Genomic DNA, 17,247 nt, shown 5'->3' with positions numbered 1-17,247 from the left:
CGAAGCGGCTACGCCGGACGCGGTGCGTCAGACGCGGCGGCGCTTCGGCGGACGGCAGCCGTTGTGCGGGGTGGGGGTGACGTCCTGGATGGAGCCAACCTCGAGGCCGGTCGCCTGGAGCGAACGGATGGCGGTCTCGCGACCGGAGCCCGGGCCCTTGACGAAGACGTCAACCTTGCGCATGCCGTGCTCCTGCGCGCGGCGGGCGGCCGACTCGGCGGCCATCTGCGCGGCGAACGGAGTGGACTTGCGGGAGCCCTTGAAGCCGACGTGGCCGGCGGAGGCCCAGGAGATCACGTTGCCGGACGGGTCCGTGATCGAAACGATGGTGTTGTTGAACGTGCTCTTGATGTGCGCGTGGCCGTGAGCGACGTTCTTCTTTTCCTTGCGACGCACCTTCTTGGCTGCGCCCTGACGTCCCTTGGGGGGCATGTCTTACTCCTGTGGAGTGGAGGTGATCGGTCCTACAGCGAAGACCGCGTGGTCAAGCGTCCGCTGAGGACTACTTCTTGCCCGGCTTCTTCTTGCCGGCGATCGCGCGACGCGGGCCCTTACGGGTACGAGCGTTCGTGCTGGTGCGCTGACCGTGGACCGGCAGGCCACGACGGTGACGCAGACCCTGGTAGCAGCCGATCTCGACCTTGCGGCGGATGTCGGCCTGGATCTCGCGACGGAGGTCACCCTCGGTCTTGAGGTTGGCGTCCACGTACTCGCGGATCTTGACCAGGTCCTCTTCGGGAAGGTCACGAACGCGGGTGTTCGGGTTCACACCGGTCGCGGCGAGAGTCGCCTGCGACTGGGTGCGGCCGATACCGAAGACGTAGGTGAGTGCAACCTCCACGCGCTTGTCACGCGGGATGTCAACACCGGAAACGCGTGCCATTGAATGGCTCCAGTTGATTCTCGGGGGTCTTCCACAGCGCCGCTCTCGACCGCCGACCGCTCTTGATCAAGAGGGTGGTACGTTCCGAGTCCCCGGCCCCCGCCGGAGGTGTCGCCAGCCGTGGCTGGACGGGCCCTGCGTATGTACGTATTGCTATGCGTCGCGCGAAGTAACTGCGGAGTGCAGGTTCTGCGTCAGCCCTGGCGCTGCTTGTGGCGCAGGTTGTCGCAGATGACCATGACCCGGCCGTGGCGGCGGATCACCTTGCACTTGTCGCAGATCTTCTTGACGCTCGGCTTGACCTTCATGGGATGTCAGGTTCTCCGGGTCAGTGCCGTCACCCCACGAGGGGGCTTCGACAAGATCTACTTGTAGCGGTAGACGATCCGGCCACGCGTCAGGTCGTAGGGAGAGAGCTCCACGACGACCCGGTCATCCGGGAGAATACGGATGTAGTGCATCCGCATCTTGCCGCTGATGTGCGCGAGGACCTTGTGACCGTTCTGGAGCTCCACCTTGAACATTGCGTTCGGCAGAGACTCGATCACGGTGCCCTCGATCTCGATGGCACCTTGCTTCTTGGCCACGCTTCGCCTTTCGAATCGGCTACCTTGATCAACTCTCGTGATCGAACACAACCTGCGAAACGCAGGCATGCGGATACACGAGAGCCGACGCGTCAGTCTACGTCAGGGCAATCCGAAAGACTAATCCAGGGGTGACTGCCCAGCCGCAGAGATCCTTAAGCCAGCGGATCCGGGGCCGCCACGATGCCGTACTCCGCCAGCTTCGCCTTGCCGCCGTCGACCGCCGTCAGGACCAGCGGGCCCTGCTCCGTCACGGCCACGGAGTGCTCCCAGTGGGAGGACCAGGTCAGGTCGTCCGTGAGGACCGTCCAGTCGTCCTCCAGGACGTGCGTACGCGCCGTGCCGAGGCTCACCATCGGCTCGATCGCGATGCAGAAGCCGGGGACGAGCTTGGGGCCCTTGCCGCGCTTGCGCGAGACGTAGTTCAGCAGGTGCGGGTCCATGTGCATCTCGCTGCCGATGCCGTGCCCGCCGTAGTCCTCGATGATCCCGTACTTCCCGGTGGCCGGGCGGGGCTGGCGGCGGATGTAGCCCTCGATGGCCTTGGAGATGTCCACCAGGCGGTTGCCGTTCTTCACCGCCGCGATGCCGGCCCACATCGACTCCTCGGTCACCCGGGAGAGCTCGATCAGCTCCGGAGCGTGACCGGTGCCCACGAAGGCCGTGAAGGCCGCGTCGCCGTGCCAGCCGTCCACGATCGCGCCCGCGTCGATCGAGATGATGTCGCCGTCCTTCAGGACGGTCTTGGTGTCCGGGATGCCGTGGACGACGACCTCGTTCACCGAGGTGCAGATCGTCGCGGGGAAGCCGCCGTAGCCGAGGAAGTTCGACTTCGCGCCGTGCTCGGCGAGCACCTTGCGGGCGACCTCGTCCAGGTCCTTGGTCGTCGCACCCGGCACGGCCGCCTCCCGGGTGGCCGCGTGAATGGCGGCGACGACCAGCCCCGCCTCGCGCATCTTCGCGATCTGCTCGGGAGTCTTGATCTCCACCATGGGGGTGCTGCCTCTCTCGGTGCCGCGTGCGGATGGTTCCGCAGACAAAAAAACTGCTCGGACAACACTACGGCCGCGATGCCGGGTGGGGCATCGCGGCCGTAGGAGGACCGGGGTCCGTCAGGCGTTCGCGCGGTCCAGAGCGGCCATCGCGCGCTCCGTGATCTCGTGGACCGGACCGAGCGCCGAGATCGTCACCACGAGGCCCTGGGCCTTGTAGTAGTCGATGATCGGCTCGGTCTGCGTGTGGTAGACCTCGAGGCGGTCACGGACCGTGTCCTCGTGGTCGTCGTCACGCTGGTAGAGCTCGCCGCCGCAGGCGTCGCAGACGCCCTCGGTCTTCGGCGCGTTGTAGATCACGTGGAAGACGTGGCTGCTGTCCCGGCGGCAGATCCGGCGGCCGGCGATCCGCTTGACCACCTCGTCCTCCGGGACCTCCAGGTCCAGGACGGCGTCCAGCTTGAGGTCGTCGGCCTTGAGGATCTCGTCCAGGGCCTCGGCCTGGACGAGGTTCCGCGGGAAGCCGTCCAGCAGGAAGCCGTTCACGGCGTCCGCCTGCTCCATGCGGTCCTTGGCCATCCCGATGGTGACCTCGTCCGGCACGAGCTGACCGGCGCGCATGTACTCCTGCGCCTTCTGCCCGAGCGGCGTGCCCTGACTGATGTTCGCCCGGAACAGGTCACCCGTCGAGATGTGCGGGATCGCGAGATTCTTGGCGAGGTACGCGGCCTGCGTACCCTTGCCGGCGCCGGGCGGCCCGACGAGGACGATTCGCATCAGCGGAGGAACCCTTCGTAGTTGCGCTGCTGAAGCTGGCTCTCGATCTGCTTCACAGTCTCCAGACCGACACCCACGATGATCAGGATGCTGGTTCCCCCGAACGGGAAGTTCTGGTTTGCGTTGAGTGTGACCAGTGCCACGGTGGGCACCAGGGCGATCAGGCCCAGGTAGAGAGAGCCGGGCCACGTGATGCGATTCAGCACGTAGCTCAGGTACTCCGCGGTGGGACGACCGGCCCGGATGCCCGGAATGAACCCACCATACTTCTTCATGTTGTCGGCAACTTCTTCGGGGTTGAAGGAGATGGCGACGTAGAAGAAGGCGAAGAAGACGATCAGCAGGAAGTACGTGACCATGTAGACGGGGTGGTCACCCTTGACGAGGTTGGAGTTGACCCACGTCGCCCAGCCCGCCTTGGAGCCGGTGAACTGCACCAGCAGCGCCGGGATGTACAGCAGCGACGAGGCGAAGATGACCGGGATCACGCCGGCCTGGTTCACCTTGAGCGGGATGTAGGTCGACGTGCCGCCGTAGGAGCGGCGGCCGATCATGCGCTTCGCATACTGCACGGGGATGCGGCGCTGGGCCTGCTCGACGAAGACCACCAGCGCGACCATGGCCAGGCCGCAGATGATGACGAGCGCGAATTCCAGCCAGCCGCCCATCAGCTTGCCCTGGAGCTTGATGCCCCACAGGCCGCTCGGGAAGCCCGCCGCGATGGACGTGAACATCAGGATGGACATGCCGTTGCCGATGCCGCGGTCGGTGATCAGCTCACCGAGCCACATGATCAGGCAGGTGCCCGCGGTCATGGTGATGACCATGGTGGCGGTGGCGAAGATGGACTTGTCCGGAACGATCTGGTTGCCGACCGCACAGCCGCTGAACAGCGCGCCGTTGCTCGCGGTGGCCACGAGGCCGGTGCCCTGGAGGATGGCGAGGGCGACGGTCAGATAACGCGTGTACTGCGTGATCTTGGCCTGCCCGGACTGCCCCTCCTTCTTGAGGGCCTCCAGCCGGGGAATGACCACGGTGAGCAACTGCAGGATGATGCTTGCCGTGATGTACGGCATGATCCCGAGCGCGAAGATCGTGATGTGCAACAGCGCGCCACCGCTGAACATGTTCACGAGGCCGAAGAGGCCCTGGCCGCTCTTGGCCTGGTCCATACACGTCTGGACGTTGGAGTAGCTGACGCCCGGGACCGGTACATGCGCACCGAGCCTGAAGAGCACCATGATGCCCAGCGTGAACAGCAGCTTCTTGCGCAGGTCGGGCGTCTTGAACGCCCGGGCGAACGCGGTGAGCACGGTGCCTCCTGCGCCTCTCACGCGGGACGCGAGAGGTGACGGTCTTGAGGATCGACGAATACGTATCAGTCAAAATCCGCACAGGCCGCCATCCATGACAGTCCGCGCGGAGGTTAACAGTGCACGCCACCTTACCGGCGACCGTGCCCCCCTTGGAACGACCAACCGGGGATGCCCCTTTTGGGACATCCCCGGTTGTCAGATCAACGAGTTCAGACGAGCTCGGTGACGGTGCCGCCGGCAGCGGCAATCTTCTCCTTGGCGGAGCCGGAGACGGCGTCGACCGTCACCTGCAGCGCCACGGAGATCTCGCCCTGGCCCAGGACCTTGACGAGCTGGTTCTTGCGAACCGCACCCTTGGCGACCAGATCGGCCACCGTGACCTCGCCACCCTGCGGGTAGAGCGCGGCCAGCTTGTCCAGGTTCACGACCTGGAACTCGGTGCGGAACGGGTTCTTGAAGCCCTTGAGCTTCGGGAGACGCATGTGGAGGGGCATCTGCCCACCCTCGAAGCGCTCCGGAACCTGGTAACGGGCCTTGGTGCCCTTGGTACCACGACCTGCGGTCTTACCCTTGGACGCCTCACCACGACCCACACGGGTCTTGGCGGTCTTGGCGCCCGGGGCGGGCCGGAGGTTGTGGACCTTCAGCGGGTTCTGCTCCGCCATGTCAGTCGACCTCCTCAACCGTCACGAGGTGGCGGACGGTCTGCACCATGCCGCGGATCTCGGGACGGTCCTCCTTGACGACCACATCGTTCATGCGCTTGAGACCAAGCGAACGAAGGGTGTCGCGGTGGTTCTGCTTGCTACCGATGTAGGACTTGACCTGCGTGACCTTGAGGCGAGCCATTACGCACCCGCCCCTGCACGCGCCCGCAGCAGTGCGGCGGGGGCGACGTCCTCCAGCGGCAGGCCACGACGGGCCGCGATCTCCTCGGGGCGCTGAAGGCCCTGAAGCGCGGTCACCGTGGCGTGCACGATGTTGATCGGGTTCGAAGAACCGAGCGACTTCGACAGGATGTCGTGGACGCCGGCGCACTCGAGCACCGCACGCACCGGGCCACCGGCGATAACGCCGGTACCGGGGGAAGCAGGCTTGAGCAGGACGACGCCCGCCGCCTTCTCGCCCTGGATCGGGTGCGGGATGGTGCCCTGGATGCGGGGGACCTTGAAGAAGTTCTTCTTGGCCTCTTCCACGCCCTTGGCGATGGCCGCGGGAACTTCCTTGGCCTTGCCGTATCCGACACCTACGGTGCCGTCACCGTCGCCCACCACGACCAGCGCGGTGAAGCTGAAGCGGCGACCACCCTTGACAACCTTGGCGACGCGGTTGATCGCGACAACGCGCTCAACGTACGCGGTCTTCTCGGCGGCAGCGCCACCGTCGCGACCCTTCCGGTCCCGCCGCTCGCCGCCACCGGCACCGCTTCCGCGGCGCTGGGGTCCAGCCATTGGATTTACCTCTCTCTGTTACGTCCGCTAGCTCCGGAACCGGGGCTTAGAACTTCAGCCCGGCTTCGCGGGCGGCGTCAGCCAGAGCGGCAATGCGCCCGGCGTACCTGTTGCCACCACGGTCGAACACGACGGTCTCGACGCCGGCAGCCTTCGCACGCTCGGCGACCAGGGCGCCGACCTGCTTGGCCTGCGCGGACTTGTCGCCCTCGCCACCACGGATCGACGCGTCCAGGGTCGACGCCGACGCCAGGGTGTGACCCTTGATGTCGTCGATGACCTGGGCGGTGATGCCGCGGTTCGAGCGGGTCACGACGAGGCGCGGACGCTCCGCCGTACCCGACACGTTCTTGCGAATGCGGACATGGCGGCGGGCCTTGGCGGCACGCTTGTAAGCGTCGCCCTTGGCGATCTTCACACCGTATGCCATGGCTTACTTACCAGCCTTTCCGACCTTGCGGCGGATGACCTCGCCGGCGTACTTGACGCCCTTGGCCTTGTACGGGTCGGGCTTCCGCAGCTTGCGGATGTTCGCCGCGACCTCGCCGACCTTCTGCTTGTCGATGCCCTCGACGCTGAGCTTGGTCGGGGACTCCACCTTGAAGGTGATGCCCTCGGGGGCCTCGATCAGGATCGGGTGGCTGTAGCCCAGGGCGAACTCCAGGTTGGAGCCCTTCGCCTGGACGCGGTAGCCGACACCGCTGATCTCGAGCGCCTTGCTGTAGCCCGCGGTCACGCCGGTGATCATGTTCGCCACCAGCGTGCGGGACAGGCCGTGCAGGGCCTTGTTCTGACGCTCGTCGTTCGGGCGGGTGACGACAAGAGTGCCGTCCTCGTCCTTAGCGATCTCGATGGGCGCGGCAACGGCGTGCGTGAGGGAACCCTTGGGGCCCTTCACATGCACCGTACGGCCATCGATGGTGACGTCCACACCAGCGGGAACCTGGATGGGCAGCCGTCCAATACGCGACATTGGCTATTCCTCCGTTCCCGATTACCAGACGTAGGCGAGGACTTCCCCACCCACGCCCTTCTTGCTGGCCTGCTGGCCGGTCAGGAGACCGTGGGACGTGGAGATGATCGCCACGCCCAGGCCGCCGAGGACCTTCGGCAGGTTGGTGGACTTTGCGTAGACCCGCAGGCCCGGCTTCGAGATGCGCTTGATGCCGGCGATCGAGCGCTCGCGGTTCGGGCCGAACTTCAGCTCGAGGGTCAGGGACTTGCCGACCTCGGCGTCCTCGACCTTCCAGCCGGTGATGTAGCCCTCCTGCTGGAGGATCTCCGCGATGTGCGACTTGATCTTGCTGTGCGGCATCGACACGGAGTCGTGGTATGCCGAGTTAGCGTTTCGCAGACGGGTCAGCATGTCTGCGATCGGATCGGTCATGGTCATGTTTGGCCTTCGGCCTCTCTCGCCGGGGTTTCCTATCTGCGCCATCCCTCTCCCCGAACAGAGTCGGGACGGGTGCGGCGCGGGGACCTACGGCGTAGTAAGACGGTCTTTGGGCGGCGAGCGCCCAACCCTTCCACTCTACGGGAGTGTGGAGGCTGGGGCCCGCCGACCAGAGTTGCTTACCGAGAGTCCTGAATTCCCAAGTAGGGAATTACCAGGAGCTCTTGGTCACGCCCGGCAGCTCGCCACGGTGAGCCATCTCACGAAGGCACACGCGGCACAGGCCGAACTTGCGGTAAACGGAGTGCGGACGGCCACAGCGCTGGCAGCGCGTGTAGGCACGCACACCGAACTTCGGCTTGCGGGCAGCCTTGGCAATAAGAGACTTCTTCGCCATCTCGCTTACGCCTCCTTGAAGGGGAAGCCGAGGTGACGAAGGAGGGCGCGACCCTCGTCGTCGTTGGTCGCCGTGGTGACCACGGTGATGTCCATACCCCGGACGCGGTCGATCTTGTCCTGGTCGATCTCGTGGAACATGACCTGCTCCGTGAGACCGAAGGTGTAGTTGCCCCGACCGTCGAACTGCTTCGGGGACAGACCACGGAAGTCGCGGATGCGCGGGAGCGCGAGCGACAGCGTACGGTCCAGGAACTCCCACATGCGGTCACCGCGGAGGGTGACGTGGCAGCCGATCGGCTGCCCCTCGCGCAGCTTGAACTGCGCGATCGACTTGCGGGCCTTGGTCACGGCCGGCTTCTGGCCGGTGATCGTGGTGAGGTCGCGGATGGCGCCCTCGATCAGCTTGGAGTCGCGGGCGGCGTCGCCCACACCCATGTTGACCACGATCTTGGTCAGGCCGGGGACCATCATGACGTTCTCGTAGGAGAACTCCTCGCGGAGCTTCCCGGCGATCTCGTCACGGTAGCGCTGCTTGAGACGCGGTGCGTTGGTGGTGGCAGTCATCAGATGTCCTCACCGGTGCGCTTGGCAACGCGGATCTTGTTGCCCTCGTCGTCGAAGCGGTAGCCGACACGAGTGACGACCTTCTGGCCGTCCTTCTCCACGATCAGCTGAACGTTGCTGACGTGGATGGGGGCCTCGGTCGTCACGATGCCGCCGGTCTTGGAACCACGAGCGGTCTGGCCGGCCTTCGTGTGCTTCTTGACCCGGTTGACACCCTCGACGAGAACACGGTCCTCAGCGGGCATGGCCTGAATGACCTTGCCCTGCTTGCCCTTGTCCTTACCGGTGATGACCTGAACCAGGTCGCCCTTCTTGATCTTCATCGGTTACAGCACCTCCGGCGCGAGCGAGACGATCTTCATGAACTTCTTCTCGCGCAGCTCTCGGCCCACGGGGCCGAAGATACGGGTGCCGCGGGGGTCACCGTCGTTCTTGAGAACGACAGCGGCGTTCTCGTCGAAGCGGATGTACGAGCCATCCGGACGGCGGCGCTCCTTGACGGTGCGAACGATGACGGCCTTGACGACGTCACCCTTCTTCACGTTGCCACCGGGGATCGCGTCCTTGACGGTGGCGACGATGACGTCACCGATGCCCGCGTAGCGGCGACCCGAACCACCGAGAACACGGATGCAAAGGATCTCCTTGGCACCAGTGTTGTCGGCGACCCGAAGTCGCGACTCCTGCTGGATCACGTCTATCTCCTGATCGTCTGCCGGTTCCCGGCGGGGGTCTCGAACGGATCGAGACCCCACGCCGAGCCTGGCGGAACTTATCCGAGGGGAAACCCCCTCAGACGGTAATTGCGGAATTCCCTTGCGGGAATTTCCTTACTTGGCCTTCTCGAGGATCTCGACGATGCGCCAGCGCTTGCTCGCCGACAGCGGACGCGTCTCCATGATGAGGACGCGGTCGCCGACGCCGGCAGCGTTCTGCTCGTCGTGCGCCTTGAGCTTGTTCGTACGGCGGATGACCTTGCCGTACAGCGCGTGCTTGACACGGTCCTCGACAGCGACGACGACGGTCTTGTCCATCTTGTCGCTGACGACGAGACCCTCACGGGTCTTGCGGAAGCCGCGGTCGTTCGTCTCAGTCACATTCTTCTCGCTCATCAGGCGCTCTCCACCGTCTCGATGCCCAGCTCGCGCTCGCGCATCAGGGTGTAGATCCGGGCGATGTCCTTACGGACGGACTTGAGCCGACCGTGGTTCTCGAGCTGCCCGGTCGCCGCCTGGAAGCGGAGGTTGAACAGCTCTTCCTTGGCCTCACGGAGCTTCGCGACGAGGTCCTCGCCGTTGAGCTCACGCAGCTCGGTCGCCTTGATACCAGCGGCCATCACGACTCACCTGCCTCGCGCCGAACAATGCGGCACTTCATCGGAAGCTTGTGGGCGGCGCGGGTGAGCGCCTCCTTGGCGACCTTTTCATTCGGGAAGGACAGCTCGAACATCACCCGACCGGGGTGAACGTTCGCGACCCACCACTCCGGAGAACCCTTACCGGAACCCATGCGGGTTTCGGCCGGCTTCTTCGTCAGCGGACGGTCGGGGTAGATGTTGATCCACACCTTGCCGCCACGCTTGATGTGACGCGTCATGGCGATACGAGCGGACTCGATCTGACGGTTCGTCACGTAGGCCGGGGTCAGGGCCTGGATGCCGTACTCACCGAAAGCGAGCTCGGTGCCACCCTTGGCCATACCACGTCGCTTGGGGTGGTGCTGCTTGCGGTGCTTGACCCTGCGAGGGATCAGCATGTCGGTCAGGCCTCCGTTCCGGTGGACTCAGCCGGAGCAGCGGCGACCTCGGCCTTGGGGGCCTCGGCACCGGCGTTCTGCTGCGGCTTGCGGCCGCGGCCGCCACGCTCGCCACCACGGCCACCGCGGGCCGGGCGGTCCTGGGCGCCACCACGGGACGGGCGGTTGCCCGCACGCGCCGCGGCGTTCTCGGCGCGGACCTCGGCGATGTTCTTGACGTCGCCCTTGTAGATCCAGACCTTGACGCCAATGCGACCGAAGGTCGTCTTGGCCTCGAAGAAGCCGTAGTCCACGTTCGCGCGCAGCGTGTGCAGCGGCACACGACCCTCGCGGTAGAACTCGGAGCGGGACATCTCGGCGCCGCCGAGACGGCCACCACACTGGATCTTGATGCCCTTGGCGCCGGCCTTCATCGTCGACTGCATGCTCTTACGCATGGCGCGACGGAAGGAGACGCGGGAGGACAGCTGCTCGGCGACGGCCTGGGCCACCAGCTGAGCGTCCACCTCGGGGTTCTTGACCTCGAGGATGTTGAGCTGAACCTGCTTGCCGGTCAGCTTCTCCAGCTCGCCGCGGATGCGGTCGGCCTCGGCGCCGCGGCGGCCGATGACGATGCCCGGACGAGCGGTGTGGATGTCGACGCGGACGCGGTCGCGGGTGCGCTCGATCTCAACCTTCGAGATACCGGCGCGCTCCATGCCCTTCGTCATCATGCGACGAATGGCAACGTCTTCCTTGACGTAGTCCTTGTACAGCTTGTCGGCGTACCAACGCGACTTGAAGTCGGTGGTAATGCCGAGGCGGAACCCGTGCGGGTTAACCTTCTGGCCCATTACCGGGTTCCTTCCTTGCTGCTGACGACCACGGTGATGTGGCTGGTCCGCTTACGGATCCGGTAGGCACGGCCCTGGGCGCGCGGACGGAACCGCTTCAGGGTCGGGCCCTCGTCCACGTACGCCTCGCTGATGACCAGCGAAGAGGCGTCGGTGTGGTCGTAGTTGTGTGCAGCGTTGGCGATGGCGCTGTCAAGCACCTTGCCAACCGGCACGCTCGCGGCCTGCGGGGCGAAACGCAGGACCGCCTGAGCCTCCGTGGCATCCATGCCACGGATGAGGTCCACCACGCGGCGGGCCTTCATGGGCGTGACGCGGATGTACCGCGCCTGGGCCCTGGCTTCCATGGTTGTCCCTTCGGTGTCAGTCATAGTCGTTCACACCCCGCCTTAGCGGCGCTTCGACTTGCGGTCGTCCTTGACGTGGCCGCGGAAGGTGCGGGTCGGCGAGAACTCGCCGAGCTTGTGGCCGACCATCGACTCGGTGACGAACACCGGGACGTGCGTCTTGCCGTTGTGCACCGCGAGCGTGTGGCCCAGCATGGCCGGCACGATCATGGAGCGACGGGACCAGGTCTTGATGACGTTCTTGGTACCAGCTTCGTTCTGGACATCCACCTTCTTGATGAGGTGGCCGTCGACGAAGGGTCCCTTCTTGAGACTACGCGGCATCTAAACCCGCTCCTAGCGCTTCTTGTTCGTCTTGCGGCGGCGGACGATGTACTTGTTGCTCGCCTTCTTGGGAGAACGAGTACGACCCTCCTTCTGACCCCACGGGGAGACCGGGTGGCGACCACCGGAGGTCTTACCCTCACCACCACCGTGCGGGTGGTCGACCGGGTTCATCGCCACACCACGCACGGTCGGGCGAACGCCCTTCCAGCGCATACGGCCGGCCTTGCCCCAGTTGATGTTCGACTGCTCGGCGTTGCCGACCTCGCCGACGGTGGCGCGGCAGCGGACGTCGACCAGGCGGACCTCACCGGACGGCATGCGCAGGTGGGCGTACTGGCCCTCCTTCGCCAGCAGCTGCACGGACGAACCGGCAGAGCGGGCGAACTTGGCGCCGCCACCGGGGCGGAGCTCGATCGCGTGGATCGTGGTACCGACCGGGATGCTGCGCAGCGGAAGGTTGTTGCCCGGCTTGATGTCGGCCTTGGGGCCGTTCTCGATCCGGTCACCCTGCTGGAGCTTCGCGGGGGCGATGATGTAGCGCTTCTCGCCGTCTGCGTAGTGCAGAAGCGCGATGCGCGCGGTGCGGTTCGGGTCGTACTCGATGTGAGCGACCTTGGCCGGCACGCCGTCCTTGTCGTGACGACGGAAGTCGATCACGCGGTAGGCGCGCTTGTGGCCACCACCCTGGTGGCGAACGGTCACACGACCGGCGTTGTTACGGCCGCCCTTGCTGTGCAGCGGGCGGACCAGCGACTTCTCCGGCGTGGACCGCGTGATCTCGACAAAGTCGGCGACGCTGGAGCCACGACGGCCCGGGGTCGTCGGCTTGTACTTGCGGATACCCATTTCTCAGTCCTCGTCCGATTCCGGACGACTCGGACTCCGTTAGGAGACCGGGCCGCCGAAGATGTCGATTCGGTCGCCCTCGGCGAGGGTCACGATGGCGCGCTTGGTGTTGGCGCGCTTGCCGAAACCGGTCTTGGTGCGCTTGCGCTTACCCTGACGGTTGATCGTGTTGACCCCGGTGACCTTGACCGAGAAGACCGCCTCGACGGCCTGCTTGATCTGGGTCTTGTTCGCGCGCGGGTCGACGATGAACGTGTACTTGTTCTCGTCGAGAAGCGCGTAGCTCTTCTCCGAAACCACCGGCTTGACCAGGATGTCACGGGGGTCCGTGTAGGTCTTGCTGGTGACCACGGCGACAGTCGCCTCACTCATCAGGCGTCGCTCCCTTCGAGCTCGCCGGCCGTCTTCGCGGCCACGAAGGACTCGAAAGCGGCCTTGGTGAAGACCACGTCGTCCGAGACGAGCACGTCGTACGTGTTCAGCTGGCCCGGCTCCAGGATGTGGACCTGGGGCAGGTTGCGGGCGGACAGCCACGCGGCCTCGTCGGCACGGTCGACGACCAGGAGCAGGTTCTTGCGCTCCGAGATCTTGCCGAACAGCGTCTTGGCGGCCTTGGTGGAGGCCGAACCCTCGACGACGCCGGAGACGACGTGGATGCGGGAGTGGCGCGCCCGGTCGGTGAGGGCACCGCGCAGGGCGGCGGCCTTCATCTTCTTCGGGGTCCGCTGCGAGTAGTCACGCGGCACGGGACCGTGCACGACGCCACCACCGGCGAACTGCGGCGCGCGGGTCGAGCCCTGACGGGCGCGACCGGTGCCCTTCTGGCGGTACGGCTTGCGGCCGCCGCCGCGGACCTCGCCACGGGTCTTGGTCTTGTGCGTGCCCTGACGGGCCGCGGCCAGCTGTGCGACGACGACCTGGTGGATCAGCGGGATGCTGACCTTCGCGTCGAAGATCTCCGTGGGGAGCTCGACGGTCCCGGCCTTGTCGCCTGCCGGCGAAAGGATGTCAATGGTGCTCATCGTTACCTCAGGCCCCCTTGGCCGCGGTACGGACCAGGACGAGGCCGCCGTTCGGACCAGGAACCGCGCCCTTGATCAGGAGCAGGCCCTTCTCCGCGTCAACGGCGTGGACGGTCAGGTTCTGGGTGGTGACCCGCTCGTTGCCCATGCGGCCCGCCATGCGGAGGCCCTTGAACACGCGGCCCGGGGTGGCGCAGCCACCGATGGAACCGGGGGAGCGGTGCTTGCGCTGGGTGCCGTGACCGGCGCCGAGGCCCTTGAAGTTGTGACGCTTCATGACACCGGCGAAGCCCTTGCCCTTGCTCTTGCCGGTGACGTCGACCTTGACGCCCGACTCGAACGCGGCAGCGGTGATCTCCTGGCCGAGCGTGTACTCGCTGGCGTCAGCGGTACGCAGCTCCACCAGGTGGCGGCGCGGGGTGACGTCGGCCTTGGCGAAGTGACCCTTGAGGGGCTTGTTCACCTTGCGCGGGTCGATCTCGCCGAAGGCGATCTGGACCGACTCGTAGCCGTCGCTGTCGTTGGTGCGGACCTGGGTGACGACACAGGGCCCGGCCTTGACGACGGTCACCGGGACGACCCGGTTGTTCTCGTCCCAGACCTGGGTCATGCCGAGCTTCTCGCCCAGGACGCCCTTAATGTTCTTTGCCATCTCGCGCGTCACCTCAGAGCTTGATCTCGATGTCGACGCCCGCCGGCAGGTCGAGGCGCATGAGCGAGTCAACCGTCTTCGGCGTGGGGTCGAGGATGTCGATGAGGCGCTTGTGCGTGCGCATCTCGAAGTGCTCGCGCGAGTCCTTGTACTTGTGCGGCGACTTGATGACGCAGTACACGTTCTTCTCAGTGGGCAGCGGCACCGGGCCTGCGACCGACGCACCAGTGCGGGTCACCGTCTCGACGATCTTCTTCGCCGAGGAGTCGATGACCTCGTGGTCGTAGGCCTTGAGCCGGATGCGGATCTTCTGTCCCGCCATGGCTACTTCGTAGTCCTGTCTCTCGTAACGCTCTGGGACCCGGTGTGCCGCACCTCTTGCGAGGCACCGTCCTTCTCCGACCCACGCGGTCGGGCGTGTCGCGCCCCCTCCGGAAGATTCCCCAAAAGGAAATCCCTGGTGAAGGGGGTTGTGGGGGAAGGACACCCACCGGGCGCCTGGCCGGGGCCGCGCATACGCTTCCCGGAAGATTCCCGTACTTCCACCCCTGAAAAAGGGTGACGAGTACTGCGGGACTCGCTTCCAGTCCTCCCGGCGGGAGGCGCGCAAGCATCAGCTCACAACCGAGCAACCTGAACAGTGTGCCATACGCCCCCGAAGGGGCGCCAATCGCAGCCGAAGAAGGTACCCCGACCGGCTCAGTTGTCAAACCACCTCGCCGACATACGGGACACTATGGTCGCGTAGGCCCAGGCCGCCCACCAGCGGTCGGCCGACCCGACCGCCGCGCCGGCCCCCTGGGCCTCCGTGGCCTTACCCGCCTTTGCCGTGGTTTGCCGTGGTCTTGAGCAACCCGCGCGTTCCCCATCACGTCCCCTAACACGCTGGGGCAGCCGGGGACTGCGTGCTGCACAACGAGACGGAGTCACTTAGTTGAACACCTCACAGCGCATGGTGATATCCCGCCGGACCGCGCTCGCCGGCCTGGCCGCCACCTCCCTCGCGGTCGCGGCGGGGTGCAGCAGCGGCGGCGGCGCGCACAAGCCGAAGGCGGCGGCCAGCCCGATAAGGGCGGTGGACCCCCATGCCACGCAGTCGTTCAGCGGTGTGAAGAACCCCCTGCTGCTCCAGGTCATGGCGCACCCCGACGACGACCTGTTCTTCATGAACCCCGACGCCCTGCACATCGTGGAGTCCGGGGTGCCCGTCGTCTCGGTCTATGTGACGGCCGGCGAGGCCGTGGGCCAGAACTGGATCGAGGGCATGCCCAAGGGCAAGCCCGACAAGGCCGGCTACTCCTCGGCCCGCCACCAGGGCCTCCGCCAGGCGTACGCCGAGATGCTGGGCGTGGACAAGTTCACCGGCTGGAAGAAGTCCGTCCTGGACCTCGGCAACGGCGTCCAGGCGGAGACCAACGAGCTGTCCAACGGCAACCGCCGCGCCCAGCTGGTCTTCCTCAACATCGCCATGCTCTCCGCCCACGAGATGCGCCTGCCGCTGCTCTGGGAGCGCCCGTCCGCCGAGATGCAGAGCATGGTCGCCACGGGCTCGCCGTGCACCACGGTGAGCAAGTACACCCACGGCACGCTGGTGGACACGCTGGCCGGGATCATGGACCGCTTCAAGCCGTCCGTGATCCACACGATGGACCCGGACCCCGACTACCAGGTCCACGACGCCACGCACCCCAAGGACAACGACTACGGCGCCTGCTCGGACCACCGCGACCACACGCCGACCGCGCTCTTCACCTGGAAGGCGATGTCGCAGTGGGTCGCCGACGCCACGAAGCGTGACGGGCACACCCCGCGCTTCGTGACCACGGCGTTCCGCGGCTACTACAACCAGCGCTGGCCGCACAACCTGCCCCCCGAGGTCGTGGAGCAGAAGCACCGCCTGGTGGAGGCGTACGGCGGCGACCCCAAGTGGGAGTGCGGCAACCCCGCCGGCTGCGGCGACTACGGCCAGGGCGGCGACCGCCCGATCAAGAACCGCAAGGGCTGGATCCGCTCCACGCACTACCGCTACGAGGGCGCCACGACGGCCCCGGACACCGACAAGTCGGGCCGTCTGGAGGCGTACGGCGTGCTCGGCCTGCAGGCGGTGCGCTGGCAGGAGACGTCCGCCGGGAGCGGCCGCTGGGGCGATCCGCAGAACCTCGGCGGCGGCCCCCTCGCCCCCGCCCTGGCCTCCGTCAAGGACACCGCCGGGCGGCGGCTGCTGTTCGGCCTGCGGTTCTCGGCCCTGGCGGGCCAGGGGCGGCCGGACACCCGCGAGATCGTCGTGCTGGAGCAGGGCTCCCCCGACGGCGCGTTCAAGGACGACTGGAAGCCGCTCGGCAACCCCGAGCACAAGGCCGACCGCGGCCGCCGCGTCGGCATGCCCGCCGCGATCGCCACCCCGGACGGCCGGGTGCACCTCTTCGTGCGCAACGCCGGCAAGGGCGTCTCCAGCCGCGTCCGCGAGGCCGACGGCAAGTGGGGCAAGTGGCAGAGCCTGCACGGCCAGGAGATCCAGGACGGCCTGACGGTCACCCTGGACCAGGACAAGCGGGTGCACGTCTTCGGCACCGGCCGGGACACCGTGCACCACTGGAGCCAGGACGCGCCGGACAAGCCGGTCCGCGCGATGCCCCTCAAGGGCCTCCCCCAGCCCGGCGGGCTCCCCGGTGCCACCCTGGACCCGGACGGGCGCCTCGCGGTCGTCTACCGCACCCCTGAGGCCGTCCAGCCGTCCGTCTACCGCTTCAAGCCCGGCTCCGACGACGTCGCCACCACCGAGCTCAAGGAGTTCTCGGGATACGGCCCGCTCGACGCCCACACCCTGGCCGTACGCGGCGCCAGCGACACCGTGACGGTCCTGGGCCGGGCCGTCGACGGGAAGCTCCAGGTGGTGGACGCCGGCTCCGGCGACGCCTCGCCGAGGACCGCGCCCGACCAGGTCGCCGTGGGCACCGCGGCGGTGCTCACCGACGGGGGCCACCAGCTGTGCGTGGTGGCCATGGGCACGGACGCGAGCCCCTGGGCCTGGCGCCCCGCGAGCAGCTGAGGGCAAGCCGCCGATCGCCCCCGGAATTCACCCTCCGGGGGCGATGCCTTTCCC

29 protein-coding genes are annotated in these 17,247 nt (G+C 66.6%); 1 reads left to right on the top strand and 28 read right to left on the bottom strand.

The window, feature by feature from the left end:
* Window positions 1–27: 27 nt before the first annotated feature.
* From rpsK to rpsJ, 28 genes are all read right to left on the bottom strand, one after another.
* A complete protein-coding gene (gene rpsK / locus AB0435_RS19025) occupies window positions 28–432 on the bottom strand; it encodes a 30S ribosomal protein S11 (RefSeq protein WP_003956432.1) in 405 nt (134 codons plus the stop codon).
* Between the two features lie 70 nt (window positions 433–502).
* Window positions 503–883, bottom strand: a complete 381-nt coding sequence (gene rpsM / locus AB0435_RS19020; protein ID WP_030368393.1) for a 30S ribosomal protein S13 — start codon at window positions 881–883, stop codon at window positions 503–505.
* A gap of 194 nt (window positions 884–1,077) precedes the next feature.
* Window positions 1,078–1,191 (bottom strand): 50S ribosomal protein L36, encoded by a 114-nt coding sequence (gene rpmJ / locus AB0435_RS19015; RefSeq protein ID WP_003956441.1) that lies wholly within the window; start codon window positions 1,189–1,191, stop codon window positions 1,078–1,080.
* A 57-nt stretch (window positions 1,192–1,248) separates the two neighbouring features.
* Window positions 1,249–1,470 carry a translation initiation factor IF-1 gene (infA, locus tag AB0435_RS19010; protein WP_003956442.1) on the bottom strand — a complete coding sequence of 74 codons (222 nt, stop codon included), beginning with the start codon at window positions 1,468–1,470 and terminating at the stop codon, window positions 1,249–1,251.
* A 155-nt stretch (window positions 1,471–1,625) separates the two neighbouring features.
* Window positions 1,626–2,462 (bottom strand): type I methionyl aminopeptidase, encoded by an 837-nt coding sequence (map, locus tag AB0435_RS19005; protein ID WP_366003547.1) that lies wholly within the window; start codon window positions 2,460–2,462, stop codon window positions 1,626–1,628.
* A 120-nt stretch (window positions 2,463–2,582) separates the two neighbouring features.
* Window positions 2,583–3,239, bottom strand: a complete 657-nt coding sequence (locus tag AB0435_RS19000; protein WP_366003546.1) for an adenylate kinase — start codon at window positions 3,237–3,239, stop codon at window positions 2,583–2,585.
* Window positions 3,239–4,552, bottom strand: coding sequence for a preprotein translocase subunit SecY (secY, locus tag AB0435_RS18995; protein WP_366003545.1), 1,314 nt, complete (start codon window positions 4,550–4,552; stop codon window positions 3,239–3,241). The genes AB0435_RS19000 and secY overlap by 1 nt, the downstream gene beginning before the upstream one ends.
* Window positions 4,553–4,764: 212 nt before the next feature.
* On the bottom strand, window positions 4,765–5,220 hold the full coding sequence (gene rplO / locus AB0435_RS18990; protein ID WP_361521864.1) for a 50S ribosomal protein L15: 456 nt from the start codon (window positions 5,218–5,220) through the stop codon (window positions 4,765–4,767).
* A gap of 1 nt (window position 5,221) precedes the next feature.
* Window positions 5,222–5,404: a 50S ribosomal protein L30 gene (rpmD, locus tag AB0435_RS18985; protein WP_030368398.1), complete on the bottom strand. Its 183-nt coding sequence runs from the start codon at window positions 5,402–5,404 to the stop codon at window positions 5,222–5,224.
* Window positions 5,404–6,006 carry a 30S ribosomal protein S5 gene (rpsE, locus tag AB0435_RS18980; RefSeq protein ID WP_116212431.1) on the bottom strand — a complete coding sequence of 201 codons (603 nt, stop codon included), beginning with the start codon at window positions 6,004–6,006 and terminating at the stop codon, window positions 5,404–5,406. The genes rpmD and rpsE overlap by 1 nt, the downstream gene beginning before the upstream one ends.
* Before the next feature lie 46 nt (window positions 6,007–6,052).
* Window positions 6,053–6,436 carry a 50S ribosomal protein L18 gene (gene rplR, locus AB0435_RS18975; protein ID WP_366003543.1) on the bottom strand — a complete coding sequence of 128 codons (384 nt, stop codon included), beginning with the start codon at window positions 6,434–6,436 and terminating at the stop codon, window positions 6,053–6,055.
* A gap of 3 nt (window positions 6,437–6,439) precedes the next feature.
* On the bottom strand, window positions 6,440–6,979 hold the full coding sequence (rplF, locus tag AB0435_RS18970; protein ID WP_366003542.1) for a 50S ribosomal protein L6: 540 nt from the start codon (window positions 6,977–6,979) through the stop codon (window positions 6,440–6,442).
* 21 nt (window positions 6,980–7,000) lie between these two features.
* Complete coding sequence (rpsH, locus tag AB0435_RS18965; RefSeq protein ID WP_087927570.1) at window positions 7,001–7,399, bottom strand: 30S ribosomal protein S8; 399 nt, start codon at window positions 7,397–7,399, stop codon at window positions 7,001–7,003.
* Window positions 7,400–7,610: 211 nt separating this feature from the next.
* Window positions 7,611–7,796: a type Z 30S ribosomal protein S14 gene (locus AB0435_RS18960; protein WP_030368403.1), complete on the bottom strand. Its 186-nt coding sequence runs from the start codon at window positions 7,794–7,796 to the stop codon at window positions 7,611–7,613.
* Between the two features lie 5 nt (window positions 7,797–7,801).
* Window positions 7,802–8,362, bottom strand: coding sequence for a 50S ribosomal protein L5 (gene rplE / locus AB0435_RS18955; RefSeq protein ID WP_366427457.1), 561 nt, complete (start codon window positions 8,360–8,362; stop codon window positions 7,802–7,804).
* Window positions 8,362–8,685, bottom strand: a complete 324-nt coding sequence (gene rplX / locus AB0435_RS18950) for a 50S ribosomal protein L24 (RefSeq protein ID WP_366003540.1) — start codon at window positions 8,683–8,685, stop codon at window positions 8,362–8,364. The genes rplE and rplX overlap by 1 nt, the downstream gene beginning before the upstream one ends.
* A gap of 3 nt (window positions 8,686–8,688) precedes the next feature.
* On the bottom strand, window positions 8,689–9,057 hold the full coding sequence (gene rplN / locus AB0435_RS18945) for a 50S ribosomal protein L14 (RefSeq protein WP_099199421.1): 369 nt from the start codon (window positions 9,055–9,057) through the stop codon (window positions 8,689–8,691).
* Between the two features lie 135 nt (window positions 9,058–9,192).
* Entirely contained in the window at window positions 9,193–9,474 is a 282-nt protein-coding gene (gene rpsQ, locus AB0435_RS18940) for a 30S ribosomal protein S17 (RefSeq protein ID WP_235484793.1), read from the bottom strand.
* The gene (rpmC, locus tag AB0435_RS18935) at window positions 9,474–9,698 is read right to left on the bottom strand and encodes a 50S ribosomal protein L29 (RefSeq protein WP_116212442.1); all 225 of its coding nucleotides are present in this window, start codon (window positions 9,696–9,698) and stop codon (window positions 9,474–9,476) included. Before rpmC ends, rpsQ begins: the two co-directional genes overlap by 1 nt.
* Entirely contained in the window at window positions 9,698–10,117 is a 420-nt protein-coding gene (gene rplP / locus AB0435_RS18930; RefSeq protein ID WP_116212444.1) for a 50S ribosomal protein L16, read from the bottom strand. Before rplP ends, rpmC begins: the two co-directional genes overlap by 1 nt.
* A gap of 5 nt (window positions 10,118–10,122) precedes the next feature.
* Window positions 10,123–10,950: a 30S ribosomal protein S3 gene (rpsC, locus tag AB0435_RS18925; RefSeq protein ID WP_366003539.1), complete on the bottom strand. Its 828-nt coding sequence runs from the start codon at window positions 10,948–10,950 to the stop codon at window positions 10,123–10,125.
* Complete coding sequence (rplV, locus tag AB0435_RS18920; RefSeq protein ID WP_004571827.1) at window positions 10,950–11,297, bottom strand: 50S ribosomal protein L22; 348 nt, start codon at window positions 11,295–11,297, stop codon at window positions 10,950–10,952. The genes rpsC and rplV overlap by 1 nt, the downstream gene beginning before the upstream one ends.
* Window positions 11,298–11,339: 42 nt before the next feature.
* Window positions 11,340–11,621, bottom strand: a complete 282-nt coding sequence (gene rpsS, locus AB0435_RS18915) for a 30S ribosomal protein S19 (RefSeq protein WP_366003538.1) — start codon at window positions 11,619–11,621, stop codon at window positions 11,340–11,342.
* A 12-nt stretch (window positions 11,622–11,633) separates the two neighbouring features.
* Entirely contained in the window at window positions 11,634–12,470 is an 837-nt protein-coding gene (gene rplB, locus AB0435_RS18910) for a 50S ribosomal protein L2 (RefSeq protein WP_366003536.1), read from the bottom strand.
* A gap of 39 nt (window positions 12,471–12,509) precedes the next feature.
* Window positions 12,510–12,842: a 50S ribosomal protein L23 gene (rplW, locus tag AB0435_RS18905; protein WP_116212450.1), complete on the bottom strand. Its 333-nt coding sequence runs from the start codon at window positions 12,840–12,842 to the stop codon at window positions 12,510–12,512.
* Window positions 12,842–13,492, bottom strand: coding sequence for a 50S ribosomal protein L4 (gene rplD / locus AB0435_RS18900; RefSeq protein WP_366003535.1), 651 nt, complete (start codon window positions 13,490–13,492; stop codon window positions 12,842–12,844). The genes rplW and rplD overlap by 1 nt, the downstream gene beginning before the upstream one ends.
* A 7-nt stretch (window positions 13,493–13,499) precedes the next feature.
* A complete protein-coding gene (rplC, locus tag AB0435_RS18895; RefSeq protein ID WP_366003534.1) occupies window positions 13,500–14,144 on the bottom strand; it encodes a 50S ribosomal protein L3 in 645 nt (214 codons plus the stop codon).
* Between the two features lie 13 nt (window positions 14,145–14,157).
* Window positions 14,158–14,466, bottom strand: coding sequence for a 30S ribosomal protein S10 (gene rpsJ / locus AB0435_RS18890; RefSeq protein WP_003948644.1), 309 nt, complete (start codon window positions 14,464–14,466; stop codon window positions 14,158–14,160).
* Between the two features lie 612 nt (window positions 14,467–15,078).
* Here rpsJ and AB0435_RS18885 point away from each other — a divergent pair.
* A complete protein-coding gene (locus AB0435_RS18885) occupies window positions 15,079–17,193 on the top strand; it encodes a PIG-L family deacetylase (protein ID WP_366003533.1) in 2,115 nt (704 codons plus the stop codon).
* The last annotated feature ends 54 nt before the right edge of the window (window positions 17,194–17,247 follow it).

It is taken from the genome of Streptomyces sp. NPDC051173, assembly GCF_040689515.1.
Taxonomy (GTDB): Bacteria; Actinomycetota; Actinomycetes; order Streptomycetales; family Streptomycetaceae; genus Streptomyces.
The sequence above is the reverse complement of the archived record's forward strand: the minus strand, read 5'-3'. Positions and strand labels throughout refer to the sequence as shown.